Source organism: Caballeronia sp. LZ003, from assembly GCF_031451465.1.
Classification (GTDB): Bacteria; Pseudomonadota; Gammaproteobacteria; order Burkholderiales; family Burkholderiaceae; genus Caballeronia.
In genome coordinates, this window is the sequence record NZ_JARUXJ010000004.1 from 1,482,655 (window position 1) to 1,499,666 (window position 17,012).

Annotated in this window: 15 protein-coding genes; 8 read left to right on the top strand and 7 right to left on the bottom strand. The window is 62.8% G+C overall.

Translation table 11 applies throughout. The annotated features are described in order from the left end of the window. Nucleotides 1-140 precede the first annotated feature (140 nt). From QCE79_RS30560 to QCE79_RS30585, 6 genes are all read left to right on the top strand, one after another. Nucleotides 141-1,157 (top strand): ABC transporter substrate-binding protein, encoded by a 1,017-nt coding sequence (locus tag QCE79_RS30560; protein ID WP_250466347.1) that lies wholly within the window; start codon nt 141-143, stop codon nt 1,155-1,157. 45 nt (nt 1,158-1,202) lie between these two features. Next, nucleotides 1,203-2,150, top strand: a complete 948-nt coding sequence (locus QCE79_RS30565) for a TauD/TfdA family dioxygenase (RefSeq protein ID WP_250493015.1) — start codon at nt 1,203-1,205, stop codon at nt 2,148-2,150. 11 nt (nt 2,151-2,161) lie between these two features. Next, complete coding sequence (locus QCE79_RS30570) at nt 2,162-3,532, top strand: LLM class flavin-dependent oxidoreductase (protein ID WP_309850320.1); 1,371 nt, start codon at nt 2,162-2,164, stop codon at nt 3,530-3,532. Between the two features lie 126 nt (nt 3,533-3,658). Then, entirely contained in the window at nt 3,659-4,567 is a 909-nt protein-coding gene (locus QCE79_RS30575) for an ABC transporter permease (protein WP_250466342.1), read from the top strand. After that, on the top strand, nt 4,554-5,333 hold the full coding sequence (locus tag QCE79_RS30580; protein ID WP_309850324.1) for an ABC transporter ATP-binding protein: 780 nt from the start codon (nt 4,554-4,556) through the stop codon (nt 5,331-5,333). Before QCE79_RS30575 ends, QCE79_RS30580 begins: the two co-directional genes overlap by 14 nt. A 30-nt stretch (nt 5,334-5,363) precedes the next feature. Further along, complete coding sequence (locus QCE79_RS30585) at nt 5,364-6,362, top strand: ABC transporter substrate-binding protein (protein ID WP_309850327.1); 999 nt, start codon at nt 5,364-5,366, stop codon at nt 6,360-6,362. Between the two features lie 37 nt (nt 6,363-6,399). Here QCE79_RS30585 and QCE79_RS30590 read toward each other — a convergent pair whose 3' ends face one another. From QCE79_RS30590 to QCE79_RS30615, 6 genes are all read right to left on the bottom strand, one after another. After that, entirely contained in the window at nt 6,400-7,638 is a 1,239-nt protein-coding gene (locus QCE79_RS30590) for an SfnB family sulfur acquisition oxidoreductase (protein WP_309850329.1), read from the bottom strand. 32 nt (nt 7,639-7,670) lie between these two features. Next, nucleotides 7,671-9,002, bottom strand: coding sequence for an LLM class flavin-dependent oxidoreductase (locus QCE79_RS30595; protein WP_309850332.1), 1,332 nt, complete (start codon nt 9,000-9,002; stop codon nt 7,671-7,673). Further along, a complete protein-coding gene (locus QCE79_RS30600) occupies nt 8,999-10,210 on the bottom strand; it encodes an LLM class flavin-dependent oxidoreductase (protein WP_309850335.1) in 1,212 nt (403 codons plus the stop codon). The genes QCE79_RS30595 and QCE79_RS30600 overlap by 4 nt, the downstream gene beginning before the upstream one ends. Beyond that, the gene (locus QCE79_RS30605; protein ID WP_309850337.1) at nt 10,207-11,868 is read right to left on the bottom strand and encodes a rhodanese-like domain-containing protein; all 1,662 of its coding nucleotides are present in this window, start codon (nt 11,866-11,868) and stop codon (nt 10,207-10,209) included. The genes QCE79_RS30600 and QCE79_RS30605 overlap by 4 nt, the downstream gene beginning before the upstream one ends. A gap of 67 nt (nt 11,869-11,935) precedes the next feature. Next, entirely contained in the window at nt 11,936-12,673 is a 738-nt protein-coding gene (locus tag QCE79_RS30610; protein ID WP_309850339.1) for an SDR family oxidoreductase, read from the bottom strand. Nucleotides 12,674-12,964: 291 nt separating this feature from the next. Then, on the bottom strand, nt 12,965-13,552 hold the full coding sequence (locus QCE79_RS30615) for a glutathione binding-like protein (protein WP_244828970.1): 588 nt from the start codon (nt 13,550-13,552) through the stop codon (nt 12,965-12,967). A gap of 155 nt (nt 13,553-13,707) precedes the next feature. Between QCE79_RS30615 and QCE79_RS30620 the strand changes: the two genes are divergently transcribed. Further along, on the top strand, nt 13,708-14,844 hold the full coding sequence (locus tag QCE79_RS30620) for a GGDEF domain-containing protein (RefSeq protein WP_250509736.1): 1,137 nt from the start codon (nt 13,708-13,710) through the stop codon (nt 14,842-14,844). Nucleotides 14,845-14,849: 5 nt separating this feature from the next. Here the strand turns inward: QCE79_RS30620 and QCE79_RS30625 are convergent, their stop codons facing one another. Then, a complete protein-coding gene (locus QCE79_RS30625; protein WP_250466325.1) occupies nt 14,850-15,560 on the bottom strand; it encodes a GntR family transcriptional regulator in 711 nt (236 codons plus the stop codon). A gap of 154 nt (nt 15,561-15,714) precedes the next feature. On the opposite strand from QCE79_RS30625, the gene QCE79_RS30630 reads away from it, so the two are divergent. Continuing rightward, a complete protein-coding gene (locus QCE79_RS30630; protein WP_244828967.1) occupies nt 15,715-16,989 on the top strand; it encodes a glucarate dehydratase family protein in 1,275 nt (424 codons plus the stop codon). Nucleotides 16,990-17,012 lie beyond the last annotated feature (23 nt).

The window sequence follows — 17,012 nt, forward strand, 5'->3', positions numbered from 1 at the left end:
AGTAAGCATGTGCAAGTGCCGTGCCGCGCACCTTATCTCGCACGGAGATAACCGTATGGCGTTTTCTTGGTTCGCGCGTGACGAGACGGCTTGTACATTTCATCGTCTTGGCGCGACGAATCCACGGCAAAAATCCCCGCATGACGATCAAAGGCTCAAGCAATCGCAGCATGGCCGCGCTCGCGCTGATCGCATCGATCGCGCTTCCCTTCGAATGCGCGCATGCTGAAGGCGAAGTGAAAGTCGCCGATCAATACGGCATCGGCTCGCTGCTGCTGAAGGTCGTGAAGGACCAGAAGCTCATCGAGAAGGAAGGCGAGCGCGCCGGAATCAAGATCGACGTGGAATGGCACACGCTCTCCGGCGGCGCGGCCGTGAACGAAGCGCTGCTTTCGCGTGCGGCGGATATCGCCACGCTCGGCATCGGACCGCTCATGACGATCTGGGACCGCACGCAAGGTCACCAGAATTTCCGTGCAATCGCGGCGCAAAGCTCGGTTCCGGTCGTGCTCGTTTCGAACGACCCCCGCATTCGCAGCATCAAGGATATCGGCGAAAAGGACCGCATCGCGGTGGTTTCCGTCGCGGTCTCGCAGCAGGGCAGGCTGTTGCAGATGGCATCGGCCAAGGCATACGGCGACGCGAACTACGCGCAACTCGACCGCTTCGAAGTGAACATGCCGCATGCCGATGCAACCACCGCGATGCTCTCGGGCAACTCGGTCATCAACCTGCATTTCTCGAACGCGCCGTATCAGTATCAGGAGCTCGACGATCCGAAGATCCACAAGGTCATCAGCTCGACCGACATTCTCGGCGGTCCATCGACGGGCAGCGTGGTCGTGACATCGGAGAAATGGCGCAAGGACAATCCGAAGACCTATGCAGCCGTACGCGCCGCACTTGTCGATGCCGCAAAGCTCGTTACGAGCGACAAGCAACAGGCCGCAGCCATCTATCTTCGTCAGGACGAGTCGAAACTCACGCCCGCTTTCGTCGCACGCATTCTCGGCGACAAAGACGTGAGCTTCACGACGACGCCGCAAAACACGCTGCAATTAGGCGCTTTTCTTTATCGCGTAGGCGTGATTCATCATGAACCGAAGTCCTGGCGCGACTACTTTTTCGTGGACGATGCAAATGCGCAAGGCAGTTGACGCGAGCATCCGCGCCGGCATCAACATCAATCAGGAGACAGGCATATGAACGCAGCCGTCATCGAACACGCAGCGCGTGTCGAAGTGAAGCCGTTGTCCGCGCATATCGGTGCGGAGATCAGCGGTGTCGACCTTACGCGGCCCTTGTCGAAGGACGAGGTCAAGGCCATTCGCGACGCGCTTCTGAAGTGGCGCGTGGTGTTCTTTCGCGAGCAATTCCTGAGTCATGAACAGCATGTCGCGTTTTCCGCGCAGTTCGGCCAATTGACGGTGGGCCACCCTGTCTTCGGTCACGTGGACGGGCATCCCGAGATTTATTCGATCTCCAAGTTCCGCAAGGCCACGCGCTTCGAAGGGCAGTCGGTATTGCGTCCGTGGACCGGTTGGCATACGGACGTCACCGCTGCCGTGAATCCGCCGTATGCATCCATCTTGCGCGGCGTGACCATTCCGCCGTATGGCGGCGATACGCAATGGACCAACCTCGTGGCCGCGTACCAAAAGCTCTCGGCGCCGCTGCGCGCATTCGTCGATGGCCTGCGTGGCGTGCATCGCTTCGCGCCGCCGCAAGGCGCCGCCGGCACCGATGCTTTCGCGAAAGCGGTCGACCAGCACACGCTCGTGAGCGAGCATCCGCTCGTGCGTGTGCATCCTGAAACCGGCGAACGCGCGCTGTATGTAAGCCCGAGCTTTCTCAAGCACATCGCGGGTCTTGCGCCGCGCGAGAGTCAGGCGTTGCTCGAACTGCTGTGGGAACACGTGACGCGGCCGGAATTCACCGTGCGCTTCAAGTGGGAGCCGGGCAGCATCGCGTTCTGGGATAACCGCACGACCGCGCATCTCGCGCCGACCGATATCTTCGATCTGGATTTCGATCGACAGCTATATCGCACGACGCTTGTCGGCGATATTCCAGTGGGACCGGACGGTCAATCATCGGTGGCAATCGAAGGCTCGCCGGTGGGTGCCGCGGCCGCTGTCGCACTCAACTGATCGACGACGCCATGGCAAAACGAAGCGGACAACTGCGCCTGGGCGCGTTTCTTTATCCGACGGGACATCACATTGCCGCGTGGCGTCATCCGCATGCCGTCGCGGATGCCGGCGTCAACTTCAAGCATTACGCAGCGCTCGCGCAGGCAGCGGAAGCGGCGAGCTTCGATCTCGTCTTTCTCGCCGATGGCTCCGGCACGCGCGGCGACGATGCCGCGTTCCTGAGCCGCACCGCGCACAGCTATGTCGCGCAGTTCGAGCCGCTTACGCTGTTGTCCGCGCTTGCGGCCGTGACGGAGCGCATCGGGTTGGTCGGTACGGCATCGACATCGTTCAACGAGCCTTATCACATCGCGCGCAAGTTCGCGTCGCTGGATCACATCAGCGGCGGCCGCGCGGGCTGGAACCTCGTCACTTCGTCGAGCGAGCATGAAGCGCGCAACTTCAATCTCGATCAGCATCTCGCGCATGCACACCGTTACGAACGCGCGGAGGAATTCGCCGAAGTGGTGACGGGCCTGTGGGATAGCTGGGACGACGACGCCTTCGTGCGCGACAAAACATCGGGCAGGTATTTCGATCCCGACAAGCGGCACGTGCTCGACCATCGCGGCGAGTTTTTCAAGGTGCATGGTCCGCTGAACGTTTCGCGTGCGCCGCAGGGTCATCCTGTCGTGGTGCAGGCGGGATCGTCCGAAGCGGGCAGGGCGCTTGCCGCGCGCACCGCCGAAGTGATCTTCACCGCGCAGCAGACGTTCGAAGATGCCGTTGCGTTCTATGCCGATGTAAAGGGACGCATGGCGCAATATGGACGTGATCCCGAATCGCTCAAGATCATGCCGGGCGTCATGCCCATAGTCGGACGCACGGAAGAAGAAGCACGCGAAAAGTTCGATGCACTGCAGGCATTGATCGATCCCGTGGTCGGCCTAGCGATGGTCTCGACGCTCACGGGCGGCTTCGATCTCTCGGGCTATCCGCTCGACGGACCCATTCCCGATTTGCCGGAAACGAATGCCAGCAAGAGCCGCCAGGGCTTGATGATCGACCTGGCGCGCCGCGAGAATCTGACCATACGTCAGCTCTATTTGCGCATTGCGGGCGCGCGCGGTCATTGGCAAATCGTCGGCACGCCGGTGCAGGTTGCGGATGCGCTGGAAGAGCGCTTTGTCAATTACGGGGCGGATGGTTTCAACGTCATGGCCGCGTTGCTGCCCGATTCGCTGAATGATTTCATTGAACTGGTGCTGCCTGAATTGCGCCGGCGCGGGCTCTTCCGACACGGCTATGAAGGGCGCACGTTGCGCGATCATCTTGGTCTCGAAAGACCGCGCTCTCGCTATGCGGTGACGCAAGAGGAAGCCAGCACGGATCTCGCCTGAACGTGAGCCAGCGGCGCGCAAAACGATATTGCGCGATCCTTGGATAGCATCTGGCAAACCGTTGGTTTGCGTGGGGCAAACACGAACGTAGTATCGGGTGTTCTCTTTCTCACTCGAAGAATGCCCATGAATGCCCCTCGCTTTTCCTCGGCGACACTCGAGCTCGATCCGGGCACGCCGCTCGAACAGCCCGCGCCACGCGCATCCGGCGCACAGACGCTGGTCGAACTGCCCACACGCGAACGTGCCCGTACCACGACACTGAACTGGAAGCTCATCCGCTCGCGCAGTTTGCGCGTGGGCGTGCCCATTGCGATTGTCGTGCTGTGGCAACTCGTGTCGTCGCTGCAACTCATCGCGCCCGAAACGCTGCCGCCGCCGACCGTCATTCTTGCTGCATTGAAGGAACTCGTCGCGGATGGCGAATTGCAGAGCGCTATCGGCGTATCGCTTGCGCGTGCGGCGACCGGCCTTGCCATTGGCGGCGGGATCGGCCTGATTGCGGGCTTGTTCGCGGGACTGTGGCGCGTAGGCGAAGAAGTCGTCGATGCGCCCTTGCAGATGTTGCGCACGATTCCATTCATCGCGCTCATTCCGCTCTTCATCACGTGGTTCGGTATCGGCGAGGGCGCGAAGATCGCGGTCATTCTCGCCGCGACCATCTTCCCGATGTACCTCAACACCTACGCGGGCGTGCGCGGTGTCGATCCCAAGCTGCTCGAAGCGGCCACCGTGTTCGGGCTATCGAGCCGGCAAGTAGCGTTGCGCATCATTCTGCCGACCGCGCTGCCTTCCATACTCGTCGGCTTGCGCTATGCGTCCGCCGTGGCGCTGCTTGCGCTCGTCGTCGCGGAGCAGATCAACGCACAGAACGGCATTGGCTACATCCTCGTCAATGCGAACCAGAACCAGCGCGCGGACATCATCATCGCGGGCATTCTGGTTTATGCGGCGCTCGGCATTCTCACCGATCTCATCATGCGCGGTCTCGAACATGTCGCGCTTCCGTGGAGGCCGCGCTTTGAGCTCGCCTGATATCGATGCCTTGAAGAACGTACGCGATCATCGTGAAATCGCACTCGAATTGCAAGGCGTGAGCCGTCGCTTCGGCGGACGTGCAGTACTCAAGGACGTATCGCTGAACATAAGGCGCGGCCAATTCGTATCGATGCTCGGCGCATCGGGCGCCGGCAAGACCACTTTACTGCGTATTCTCGCGGGCCTCGACAAGGCCGATGAAGGACGCGTGCGCGTGGCGAATGCGCGCTCCGTCGTGTTTCAGGAACCGCGTCTCGTGCCGGCGCGGCGCGTGTGGGAGAACGTCGTCATCGGCCATGACAGGTTGGGCGCCGCAAAAAACGACGCACTCGCCGCGCTCGACGAAGTGGGTCTTGCAAGTCACGCGGAAGGCTGGCCAAAGACGCTTTCGGGCGGCGAAGCGCAACGCGTCGCATTGGCCCGAGCGCTCGTGCGCGAGCCGCGTCTCTTGCTTCTCGATGAACCCTTCGCCGCACTCGATGCATTGACCCGCATCCGCATGTACGACCTCGTCGCACGCTTGTGGCGCGCGCATACGCCGGCGGTCGTGCTGGTGACGCATGACATCGACGAAGCCATTCTCTTGTCGGACCGCATTGTCGTGTTGTCGCAAGGCGAGATAAGCGCGGACTTCACCGTGGACTTTCCGCGGCCGCGTTCGCGTGCGGACGCCAACGCCATAGCACTCAGAACAAAACTGCTGGAAGCGCTCGGCGTGACGACAGAAGAACCACAACGAGCCGCGACAGCAAGCGCGGCCTGACATTCCTTTCCTTAAGCGACCACTCACTTCATGCGCATCAAGAAAAGCTTAACCGCACTCTTCGTTACGGGCTTCCTTGCTTTATCGACTTCGGCGTTCGCGGAAGAGCCGCTCACCATTCAGATCGGCACGCAGGATGCCGCGTGGCCATTGATCGTCGAGGCATCGCACGTGCTGGATGGCGCGCCGTACAAGGTCAAGTGGGCCGTGCTCACGGGACCCGCCGCGCAACTGTCCGCGCTCTATTCGAAAGTGCTCGACGTGGGTCTGATGGGCGATACCTCGCTCATCATCGAACAGGGGAATGCGCGTCAGACATGGACGCCGGAGACCGCGCCCTTGCAGATCATCGCGGGATGGCGCAACCCGGATAACGCGTATCCGCCTATCGTCACCGTGGTTCGAAAGGAAGCCAACTTGAAGACGCTCGCGGACCTGCGCGGCAAGACCTGGGGCTACAACTTCGGCGGCTTCAATTATCTGCAATACGTGCTGTCGTATGTGAAGGCCGATCTCAAGCCGAAGGACTTCCAAGCGGTCAAGTTCGGCGATGGCAACGTGTCGGCTTCCGCTTTCAACGCGGGACAGGTGTCGGTTTATTCGGGCGGCTTTGGTCCGGTGAAGGAAGCGGTCGATAAGGGCGATGCACGCGTGATCGTCAAGAGCGACGAACTGGATATTCCAGCGCTCTCGGTGTTCGCGGCCCGCACCGATGTCTTGCGCGATCCCGCGAAGAGCAAGGCCATCGGTGACTTCCTCGGACGTCTCAAGAGCTCGTGGACGTGGTGGGCGCAGAACGTGCCGGCCGTCGAAAAGATCTATGCGGAGAAAATGAAGCAGTCGCCGGCACGAGCGAAGTTCTCGGCGGAAAATGGACGCTCCGTGTTTTATCCGCTCGACAAGACGCTCGTCGCGCGCGAACAGAAGATTGCGGACACGCTCTACAAGTCCGGCGATATCAAGAACAACATCAAGGTGGATATCGAGTTCAATCCGGTATTCGATTCGCAAGCAGTCGCCGCGCGTTGATGCCTGAAGCGGGCGTGCGCAGAACACGCCCGCTTGTTCATTCCTTCACCGCCGTATAAGGATGCGCGTAGCTGAAGGGATCGCACAGCAAGTCGTTCAGCGCATACTGCCCCACCGCGTGATACTTCCAGCGCACGCTGTCATGCAACGTATGCGTGCGCGCATTGCGCCAGTGGCGGTCGAGGTTATGCTCTTCGCGTGTCGATTGCGTGCCTGCAAGCTCGAAGAGTTTGTTCGATGCATCGAGCGCGAGGTGGGTCGTGAGAATCTTGGCTTCCGCCGTCGCGACGATGGCCGCGCTCACTTTGTCACGCGCTGAACCGGGCACACGCGCCGCTTCGATCAACACCGCTGCGCGCTCGGTCAACGCGCGCGCAGCGTGCAGGTCCACGGTCAGCTTGCCGATATCGCGCAACGTGAACGGATCGTCCGTGGCATGTGCGGCGCCACTTCCTCGTGCCGGATGCGCAAGCGTGCGCAAGAAGCGCTTCGTCTCATCGAGCGCGGCACGGCCGATACCCAGGTCGATCGCCGCATGAATCAGCTGCGAAACCGCGTTGCCCGTATCGATCTCGCCGCCTGGCTCGCGACGCACCACTTGCACCGCGTCCACTTCGACATTGTCGATATGCACCCGACCGCTTGCAGTCGTGCGTTGCCCGAAGCCCGACCAGTCGTCGATCACTTCGACGCCGCGCGCATGACGCGGCACGTAGACGAACACGGGCGAGCCATCGTCATCGCGCGCGGCGACGGGTATCCAGTGCGCGAAGAGCGCGCCTGTGGAATACACCTTTTTGCCCGATACGACGAGCCCGCGCGTCGTGCGCCGCACGCGTGTTTCATGCGAGCCCGGCAAGCGATCGCCGGGTTCGGCCGTCGCATTGCCGAGTCGCTCGCCTGCAAGCGCGCGTTCGAAGAAAAACGCCTGCTGCGAAGGCGTGCCGTCGTGCCGAAGGCGTTCCAGATTGGCGAAGTGATTCTGCGGAATCTGGCCGAGCGATGAATCGCCTGCCGAGATATGTTCGAAGACCTGCGCGATGGTCCATACGGAAACATCCGCGCCGCCGAATGCCTTGGGAACCGAGATGCCCCACAGTCCCGATGCGCTGAACGCTTCGAGTTCTTTACGCGGCAAGCGCCGCTCGCGATCTCGCTCCGACGCTTCCTGCGCGAACGCATGTTCGAGACGTTGTGCCGTTTCCAGCGCTTCTGCATCGGTACGAATGCGATGCGCTTCTTGCGCGAGAGTCGGTTGATCCAGAGTAGAAGACATGAAACTCCCTTGGAGGCTCGGACGATAAAAGATCAGGCGGCCTCGCGCCTCTTTGCATACTGGCTGTCAGGACGCGGCAAACCATAATGTTCGCGCAAGGTCGTGCCTTCGTAGTCGGTGCGGAAAATGCCTTTGCGCTGCAAGAGCGGCACGACGTGATCGACGAACGCCGCAAGGCCGCTCGGAAACACATCCGCGTTGAGATTGAAGCCATCCGCGCCACGCTCCTCGAACCACTGCGCGATGTCGTTGGCAATCTGCTCGGGCGTACCGACAATGATTCGATGCGCGCCCGGATTGCGATCGAGCAGATCGCGTACGGTCAGGTTTTCGGCCTTGGCAAGCGCAACCGTCGAGTCGATGAAGCCGCGCGGCAAGTCCGAGCGCACGACCTTTTCGATGCGCTCGTAAGGCAGCGGCTTGTCGATATGCAGATCGTCCAGCGAGAGCCCGAGCGCGCCTGCCAGGCGCGCGACTTCCCGGTCGGTGTCGAGCAGCGCATCGAGTTCGGCTTTATGCGCGCGCGCTTCCTGTTCGGTTCCGCCGACCACCGGATACAGGCCCGGCAACAGCAGAAAGTGATCGGGGTTGCGCCCATGCCGCGCCACGCGTTCCTTCATCTCCTTGTAGAACGCCTGCGCGCTCGGCAAGGTGGTTTGCGCGGTGAAGACCGCATCGGCGAAACGGGCGGCAAGCGCGCGTCCGCCTTCGGACGATCCCGCCTGCACGAGCACGGGCCTTCCTTGCGGACTGCGCGGCACATTGAGCGGGCCGCGCACCGAAAAGTACTGACCGCGATGCTCGATGGCATGCACGCGCGACGGGTCCGCATAACGTCCCGTGGCCTGATCGGCGACGAGCGCGTCGTCTTCCCAGCTATCCCAGAGCTTCGTCACCACATCCACGAATTCTTGCGCGCGTGCATAGCGCTCTTCCGTGGAAAGCGGCGTGTTGAAGCTGAAATTCGCGGCGGCGGCTGCGTCGTAGGTCGTCACGGCATTGAACGCGACGCGCCCGCAGCTCAGGTGATCGACCGATGCGAAGCGCCGCGCGAGATTGAACGGATCGTTGAACGTGGTCGATGCCGTGCCGATGAGACCGACATGCTCGGTCGCGCCCGCGAGCGCGGTGAGGAGCACCGTGGGTTCGAACGATTGCTGCGGACCTTCGGCGTGATTGCGCAGGGCGAGCGCATCCGAGAGAAACACGGCGTCGAGCTTGCCGCGCTCCGCTGTCGTTGCAATCTCCCTAAAGAACTTGAAGTCGATGATCGCACGCGGGTTGTCCAAGGTGCGCCATCCTGCGGGATGCCGCCCGACGCCCGTGATGTTGGTGTTCAGATGCAATTGGCGATGTTTGGTCATGACGTCGTCCGAGGTAAGGAGTTCGCTGCGGGCACGGGCAGTCGCAAACCCGCATCGACGAGAAGCGGCAACACGGCCTCGCCGAAATACGCGAGGTCCGGTTCGAAGTCGAAGAAGGTGAGTTGCACGCCATCGCAACCGGCGTGCTTCAATGCAAGCAACTGATCGACGATCTGCTCGGGCGAGCCGATCAGATGCAGATTGCCGCCGAGAATGCGCTGCTCGCGCTTGTGATTCGCCCATGCCTTCGCGTCGCTGCGGCCGTGCTGGCCGACGAAGCCGTCGAGCGCGCCTTCATCGGCGTGAGCGACGATGGCATCGCGATACTCGCGCGCCTCGCGTTCGGTCGGCCGGCACACGATGGTCGGATTGATGAGCGTGCGCACGTTGCGTTTCACCCGCGCGGCCTCTTCGCGAATGGTCTCGGTATGCGCAGGCAGAGCGCCGATGGCGTCGTTGAAATCCGCGCCTGCGGGGCTCGTGATGAAGATCAGGTCCGAGTGACGCACCGCGTACGCAATCCCCGCGGGCGACCCGGTCGCATTCACGAGCACCGGCCGATGAAAGCGCGGTCGCGGACTCACGAACGCGTCCTGCAACTGCCAGTGCGGCGAATCGATGTTCTGATTCGCATCGCTGCGCCACAACGAATCGAGCACGGCGACGAATTCGGCCGCGCGTTCATAGCGCGTGTCGTGCTCGATCATCGGCTGGCCGAACATCGCCCATTCGCTTTTGACGTGACCCGTCACCAGGTTGATGCCCCAGCGTCCGCCCGAAATATGGTCGAGCGTCGCGCCGAACTTGGCGAGATGCAGCGGATGCCACGGACCATAGAGCGCATGCACCGTCGAGATCAGCAAAATGCGCTCGGTGACGGCGGCAAGCGCGCTCGTCGCGATGAACGCATCGAGCGATTGCTCACGATACTTGAGCGCGCCGCCATGCCCGTTCTTGCCAAGCCATTGCGCGAGGCCGAAGACCAGATCGAAGCCGAGCGCTTCCGCTGTCTTCGTGAGCCGCGCGTTGTAGTCGAAGCGCCAGTCGGTCGAGCGCGGCAAGGTCGAGATGGACCAGCCGCCGTTCTGAATCGGCAAGAAGAGGCCGAGCATCAACGGTTGCTGAAACGCGCCGTGAAGCGCGCTGCCGGGAATGTCGGCGGGACTCGTCGAACCGTCGAAGACAGGGCGTATCGTCGGTGAAGTCATGATGCCAGGCGTTCGCGGCTGCGCTTGTCCGTGGCCGTCTTGAAGTCCAGCACATCGATCGATGCAATCGCGTCGCGCTCTACCTGTTCGACCAGTTGCAGCTCCCACGCGAGGTACGCATTCATTTGCTCGGCCACGCGTTCCTTCTCGACGTGATACGGGCTATACCACGCGTCGTCGTCGCCAGTCAGGTTGTGCGCGTCGCCGGTTTCGAGCGGCAAGCCAATCGCGCTCCAGCGCGCCGTGCCGCCCACGAGCGCGGCGATCTCCGGCCAGCGCGGCGCGAGTTCGGCGGCGACGAGTCCGGCGAGCAAGCTATCTTCCGAAGTCAGCACGACGGGCGCATCGCGCTTGAAAACGCCCGAGCGCAGGTGGTCTTCCACTGCGCTTGCCGCCACGAAACGCGCGCCCGGCACATGGCCTTTGCGATACGCAATGCTCGCGTCGATATCGATCACTTGCGCGCGGCCGGCATCGAGCGCGCGTTGCAGATGATCCGGCTCGATCCAGCGCGTGCGCGCGCCATGCGGACGCACGCGCAACGGCTCGGGACCGGCTTCGAGCGCGTCGTGGGTGAGGGCGGCGCTGGCGGCATCGTCGAGCACGCGGACATCGAGATAGCCGAGTTGCTTGAGCCACGACGCGGTCATGCGGGCGCGCACGCCATCGTCGTCGCGCAGTACCACGCGTGCATGCAGCGTGGCGATGTACTCGTCGGTCGCCTGCACCAGTTGACCGCCCGGCGCCGAACGCCAGCCTGCCGGATGCCCCGCCGCGTATTCGAGCGGATCGCGCACATCGAAGCGATACAGCGTGCGCTCGCCGCTTTCGCGTTCGAGCGCCGCGAGCGTTTCGCCGTTGATCACGGGCACGTTCGCCTTGCGCGCGGCGGCCGCCGCAAGTTCGCGCGCGGTCGCGAGGCTCGCGCCTTCGGGACGCGGTGCGGTGCGAATCTCGCCGTGTTCGAGTTCGAGGCCCGAGAGCAGCCAAGCCATCGAGCCGCCCGTGAGTGCGGCGACCGGATTCGGCACGCCCGCATTGATGAGCGATTGCGCGCCGAGAATACTGCGCGTGCGCCCGGCGCAATTGACGACGATCAGCGTATCCGGCGAAGGCGCCGCCGCGAGCGCGCGATACACCAACTCCGCGCCCGCGCAGTCGATGCCGCCGGGAATATTGAAGTTGTTGAATTCGCCGAAGGGGCGCGAGTCGAGCACGACCAGATCGTCGCCCGCATCCTGACGCGCCTTAAGCGTTTCGGCCTCGATGTTGGGCGTATGCAGCCGATGCTCGATCAGTTCGCCGAACGCCTTGCCCGGCACGTTGGTGCCGCTGAAAATTTCGAAGCCGGCGCGTGCCCAGCCTTCCACGCCGCCATCCAGAATCGACACGTCCGTGTAGCCCCAGCGCGCCAGCAATGCGGCGGCGCGTTGCGCATAGCCGTCCTCGGCGCCTTCGGCATCGACGAGAACGACGGGCGTGCCGCGCCGTGGAGTGAGCCGATCGATCACGAGACCCAGGCGTCCGACCGGCGCGACCGACGAATAGAACAGGCGTTTTTTCGACGACACGCCTTCTTCGCGCACGTCGAGCACCGCGAGTTCATTGTGTTGAGCGATCAGGGTGCGCAATTGCGCGGGAGAAACGAAACGTGACATGAAGAAGGTCCTTGGATGGGTTTCGGTTGACGCGGCGAATCGGGCGCTATGCGTTACGCATTACGAGTTACGCGTAGGGCGGCCCGCCGCCATCGACATAGAGACGCGACCCGGTGACGAAACGGGCATCGTCCGAAAGCAGATACGCGACCGCGGCCGCGACGTCTTCCGGCGTGCCGGGGCCTTCGAGCGCGGTCAGGCGCGTGGGCTCGTTCTGACTTTGCGCGCCGGCGAGCGCATCGAAGCGCGGCGAGCGGATCGGACCGGGCGCGACGGCATTCACGCGCACGCCTTGCGGACCGTAGCGGCGGCCGAGACCTTGCACGAGCAGATCGATAGCCGCGTTTACGCTCGAACCGGGGAAATGATTCGGCGGCGGCGCGATGCCGCCGCGTCCCGAGATCGCCACGATCGCGCCGCGCCCTTGCTTGATGAAGAGCGGCAAGGCGGCGCGAATCGGGCGCACCGAGCCGAGCAGCTTGGCATCGATCACGCTTTGCCAGTCGTCGTCGGTGAGTTCGAGGAAGTCGCCGAAAGTGGAGACGTTGGTGCTGGTGACGAGGCCATCGAGGCGCCCAAAGCGCTCTTCGATCTGCGCAAACGCCGCCTTCACGCTTTTGTCATCGGTCACGTCGACCTTGAGCGGGACCACGTTCGGCGACGCTGCGAACAATCGCTCATCGACGCTGCGTGACGATGCGACGATCGTCGCGCCCGCATCGGCGAGCGTGCGCGCGGTGGCCGCGCCCAGCGCGCCGGAAGCGCCCGTCACCCAGACAACCCGGTCCTTGAATGTGCTGCTCATGGCTTACTCCGATAAATGGTTGGAAAGTATGCGGCGCGCGCGCCCACACAGCCGGTAGTCGAGGCGACCGGCGGAAGATTCGCGGAAAACGTCAAGGAACGAGGCGGACAGGCGCCGGGGCAACGCGTTCATGCGCGCCGCCCCGGTGTGTTGGTGGCGATAGCGGAAAGGAGCATGGACGAAGTGTTTCGGAAGCGGAGTCGCCCATCTTCGCCTTGCTTGCGGTCATCGCAAACCGATCATTTCAACGATGCTTCTTACCTGATTTCGTATTTGGTTAGATGGTCAGGTTCAAAGCGAAATGCCTTCGTGTTCGAGCGCGAGCTTGACAGCGGGCCGCTCGCGCATGCGCTCGTAGAACGCTTTGAGCTTTGCCGGCACTTCGATGCTCATCTTGTTGGCCCATGTCAGCATCGTGAAAAGGTAAGCATCCGCGACGCTTGCGGATTCCCCGAAGAGATAGTCGCCCTTCATCATCTTGTCGATGAGCGTAAAACGCTGGCCGATCTTCTCGCGCGCCGCCGACGCTTCCGCATCCGATGTCGGGCGGAACACGCGGCCGAACTGCTTGTGGATTTCGGTCGAGATGAAGGCGAGCGTTTCGAGCAGACGCGTGCCGCCTTCATCGTCGGATGGTGCGAGCGCGGGCTTCTGACGCGCGACCCACGAGAGAATCGCGATGTTTTCGGTCAGACGGCGGCCATCGTCCAATTCGACTACCGGCACGTAGCTTTTCGGGTTGATCTCGTCGAATGGACGGCCGTCTTCAGTCAGCTTGGTCTTCAGATCGACCTTCACGCGTTCGAAATCGAGCCCTGCCTCGTGCATGGCAATGTGATCCGCGAGACTGCATGCGCCGGGTGCGTAATAAAGTTTCATCGTGTGCCCCTCCTTGGTTTCGTTGATTTGGCGTCTTGAAGGCGAGCAAGGGTTATGCCGCGCGCAAACGTCGCGCCGTGGCTCAAGTTTTACGATTTGGCTGCCGATATACCGGTGTCCTTCTCCCTCGCGCGCGCAGGCCGCGTCGCCCGGTCATGTTCCCCACACCCGACACCGAAACCCTACGTCTTTGCAGCGTGCTTTCGAGCAGCGCGTTCGGCCTCGTCTTTGCGCTCGTGCGCTTCGAACCGCGCGCGGAACGCTACTTCGCGCACTGGTCGGCGAGCGCGTTTCTCTATGCGGCGGTTCTGGTCGGCTTCGAGTTCTGGGAAGACCGTTTATTCCTCGATGGCCTGCTGCTGGGCGGGCTGGCGGCGAGCAATATGCTGCTGATCACGGGCATGCGCGCGTTCGACGGCAAGCCGCCTTTTCGCTGGTGGATGCTCGCGCCCATTGCGGGCTCCGTGCTGGTCCACGTGCTTCCCACGTTGACGTTCGGCGCGCGGCCGGCCGTGTTCGCCTGGACGCGCGCGGGCGATACCATCGGCATCGCGATATCGGCGCTGATCGCGGGCGCCATGCTCGTGTTGGACGCGCGCCGCCTAAAGAGCCGGGGCGGGCGCATCGCCGGTCTTGCGATGCTCGGTTATCTGCCGGGTTACGCGATCACGCTCGCGGCATTGGCGTGGGGCGACTCGCGCGTGAATTTTCTCGCGGTCATTCCAATGCTTTCGGATCAACTGCTTCTGGCCGTGCTCAATCTTGGCCTGCTCGCGATTCCGGCGGAACGCGCGCAGCAGCGTCTGCGCGACGCCGCGTTGCGCGACCCGCTGACGAGCGTATGGAATCGCGCGGGCTTTGAGCAACACGCGCGGCCGTTGATCGCACCGGGCGCGACCATCCTCGCCATCGACCTCGATCACTTCAAGCAGATCAACGACCGTCACGGCCATCTTGCGGGCGATAACGTGCTGATGGAACTGGCACGGCTGGCGGGCGCGGAAGTCGGCTCGCTCGGCGGCGAGTTCGGGCGGCTGGGCGGCGACGAGTTCATCGCGATCCTGCCGGAATGGCGCGCGCCTTATGCACAGGCGTGCGCCAACCAGATTCATCGCGCGTGCCGCTCGTTCACGGAAGGCATGCCGGAATGGACGATGAGCATCGGTGTCGCGCAGGTGAGCGAAGGCGAGCAAGGCTTTCAGGATGCGTTGCAACGCGCGGACAAGGCGCTGTATCGCGCGAAGGTCGCCGGACGCGACAAGCTGACCGCTATTGGCGACGCGTGCTGGTAGCGCGCTCAGTCGTCCGCCAGAAAGGTCGGATGACGCGTGCGAATCTGATCGATCTGATGCAGCGTGCCGGACAGATGCTTGCGCAACGCGGCGTCGGCGGCTTCGGCGTCGCCATTCGCGATGGCATCGACGATTTCGGTGTGATCGCGCACCACGGCAAGCGTCTTGCCCTCGACAGGCAAATGCAGCCGCCGCAACCGGTCGATATGGCCGCTCAACCGGCGCACCAGATCCCACAACTGCGGCACGCCGGCGGCTTCGTACATCTGCCGGTGAAACGCCTGGTCTTGTAGCGAGAACTGCTCGTAGTTTTTGAGGTCGCGCAGCTCCATCTGCTTCTCGATGGTCGTGCGCAGCCGCTCCACCAACTCGGCATTGCGCGCGTTCGCCAGCGTGCGCACCACTTCCAGCTCGATCGAGCGGCGCAGGAAATGCGCTTGCAGCGCCGAAGTCACGCTGATGCGGCTAACCACGGTGGCGTGCTGCGGGAAGATATCGACGAGACCTTCCTCGCCCAGCTTCATCAACGCGTCACGCACGGGCGTTTGGGAGAGGCCATAACGCGCGGCGAGATCGGCGCGCGACAGCACCGTGCCCGGCGCGAGTTCGAGCGAAAGAATGCGCGCGCGCAACTGCTCGAACACTTGCGGCGCGGCGTGGCGCGACCGGTCGAGGCCTTGTCGGGTTGCCGCAGCCGGGGCGTCGATGAGTTTCATGGTGGACTGTTTGATTGCGATATTCGCGATTTTAAGGCCTGCAAGAGCGATATCCGGCCGCATGGCGCGGCAGCGACGATGGGTACTTTCCCCACTGACGCACTAATATATTAGTGTTTATGATGCGGACATCGATTCCATTTCGGACATTCCCATGAGCCGCAGCGTCACCATCACGCAAGTCCGCATCACACCGATCGCCTTTCGCGACGGCCCGCTCCTGAACGCGGCCGGTATTCACGAGCCGTGGGCGTTGCGCGCCATCGTCGAACTGGAAACGAGCGACGGGCGCGTCGGTATCTCCGAAACTTATGGCGATGAGCCGATGCTGCGCGTGCTGGAACAAGCGAAGGAACTGGCCATCGGCCTCTCGCCGTTTGAGTTGAACCGCATGGAGGAGCGCGTGCGTGCGAGCATCAAGCCAAGCCCGGGCGCGGTGGAATTCGAACTCGCACCCGGCTCGCACACGGCCAAGAACGCGTCGAAAGTGATCAGCACGCTGGAAGTCGCGATGCTCGATCTGCAAGGGCAAATGGTCGGCGCGCCTGTCGTCGATCTGCTCGGCGGCAAGGTGCGCGACGCGGTGCCGTACAGCGCCTATCTCTTCTTCAAGTATGCGGAACACATCGACAAGCCGTATGCGCCGGATGCCTGGGGCGAAGGCATCAGCCCGCAACAGATCGTGGCGCAGGCGCGCCGCATGATCGATCTGTACGGCTTTCAGAGTATCAAGCTGAAGGGCGGCGTATTCGAGCCGAAGCATGAAATTGCCTGCATGCGCGCGCTGTCCGAGGCTTTTCCCGGCACGCCGCTGCGGCTCGATCCGAACGCCAACTGGACGCTCGAAACGAGCATCGAGGCCGCGCCCGAACTCGACGAACTGCTCGAATACTACGAAGACCCGTGTCCGGGTCTGGCAGGCATGGCGGAACTCGCCAAGCACACGCGGTTGCCGCTTGCGACCAACATGGTCATCACGACTTTCGACGACTTCCGGCGCGGCTGCGAAATGGGCTCGGTGAAGGTGCTGCTGTCGGATCATCACTACTGGGGCGGCCTGCGCGCGACGCAGACGCTTGCACGCATGTGCGCCCTGTGGGAGCTTGGCATGTCGATGCACTCGAACTCGCACCTGGGCATCAGCCTGATGGCGATGACGCATGTCGCCGCGAGTATCCCCAATCTCACTTACGCATGCGACACGCATTATCCGTGGCAGGAAGAGGAAGTCATCAAGGGCGGCCGGGTGAAGTTCGATAACGGCGCGGTGCGCGTGCCGACGACGCCGGGCCTCGGTGTCGAACTGGACCGCGACAGGCTCGCGGAACTGCATGAGCAATATCTCTCGTGCGGCGTGCGCAATCGTGACGACCTCAAGCAGATGCGCAAATATCAGCCGGAATTCACCGGCAAGAATCCGCGCTTCTGAGCGGCACGCACGATCAACGAGGA